Raw genomic sequence first — 1,198 nt, 5'->3', positions numbered from 1 at the left:
CGACACAACCAATTTCAATAATGCGATGGCCCACATAAATAGGTCCACCCGCTTGGTTCATACCGGTAGTTTCGGTATCGAGGATCACTTGACGACTTGCACTAGAAATAATGTTCATATTTTTTACTCATTCAGCCCTCGCCTTTGTATAAATTGAGTATACTGGCGCGAATATTTCGCTATGGTAACAACTTGATGGCCGAACTCAAACAGCTGTATATTTTTACTGATGGCTCTTGCTTAGGAAATCCAGGACCTGGCGGTTATGGCGTGGTAATGAAATATAAACATCAGCAACATGAAATCGCCGATGGATTCTCATTAACAACCAATAATCGTATGGAACTTTTAGCCCCAATTATCGCGTTAGAAACGTTATACGAACCCTGTAATATTATTTTAACCAGCGATAGCCAGTATATGCGCCAAGGTATTATGACTTGGATCCATGGTTGGAAGAAAAAAGGCTGGATAACCTCAACTAAACAACCGGTCAAAAACGTCGATTTATGGAAGCGTCTAGATGCGGTAAGTCAATTACACAAGATTGACTGGCACTGGGTAAAAGGCCATGCAGGCCATATTGAAAATGAACGTTGCGACGTATTGGCACGCAAAGCAGCCGAAGCTAAACCTCAACAAGTTGATACTGGTTATAATCCTGAATAATTCGGTTTTAGTTATTTAACCTTCGCGCTGGATGATCACAGTTATCAAACTGTTCTTTGCCATGCTAACAGGGTTGCACTGACCTGCAATAAGCTAGATATTGACTCGTCAATCAGCCCTGTTAGTACAAAATGGCATATTGATATGAAAATAATTCAAATATTCAGGTGTTGGCTTTCGGACCTCATATCTTAAACCGAGCGGAGGTTATTTTTACGGTTTTGAACTGTTCAATGTCTGGGTCTCAATACTCGGAGTATGAGTTAATCCGTTACGGCCAGCCGATGGCGCCGTTGACCAGTTGGGTGCTTTTACCTTCGACTTATCTTTAATCGGTGTAAGCGGAGTCGTCATTTTGCGAGCCACAATTAAGTAAACACTGCCGGTACTAGGTAGCCAGTTAGCGATACTTTTTTGCCACAATGGTGCTTGTTGAGGTTTGCTCGGTTGATTAGGTGTGCTGGCCCCGCGTTGGCCTAATAACGAATGGTACATTAACCGTTCATCTGCTAATACTTTATATCCCAGT

1 protein-coding gene and 2 pseudogenes are annotated in these 1,198 nt (G+C 42.2%); 1 reads left to right on the top strand and 2 read right to left on the bottom strand.

Annotation, left to right across the window (positions count from 1 at the left end; translation table 11 throughout):
• A pseudogene (locus tag CXF78_RS01135) lies at window positions 1-118 on the bottom strand (exonuclease domain-containing protein); the annotation flags it as partial.
• Between the two features lie 77 nt (window positions 119-195).
• Between CXF78_RS01135 and rnhA the strand changes: the two are divergent.
• Entirely contained in the window at window positions 196-669 is a 474-nt protein-coding gene (gene rnhA, locus CXF78_RS01130; protein WP_011637661.1) for a ribonuclease HI, read from the top strand.
• Window positions 670-882: 213 nt separating this feature from the next.
• On the opposite strand, the pseudogene CXF78_RS01125 reads toward rnhA, so the two are convergent.
• Window positions 883-1,198, bottom strand: a pseudogene (locus CXF78_RS01125) (methyltransferase type 11); the annotation flags it as partial.

This window comes from Shewanella sp. 11B5 (assembly GCF_002836795.1).
GTDB classification, from domain to species: Bacteria; Pseudomonadota; Gammaproteobacteria; order Enterobacterales; family Shewanellaceae; genus Shewanella; species Shewanella frigidimarina.
The sequence above is the reverse complement of the archived record's forward strand: the minus strand, read 5'-3'. Positions and strand labels throughout refer to the sequence as shown.

Bases quoted from the DNA above. Each gene is read 5' to 3' on its own strand.
- rnhA (WP_011637661.1), top strand. From the start codon at position 196: ATGGCCGAACTCAAACAGCTGTATATTTTTACTGATGGCTCTTGCTTA.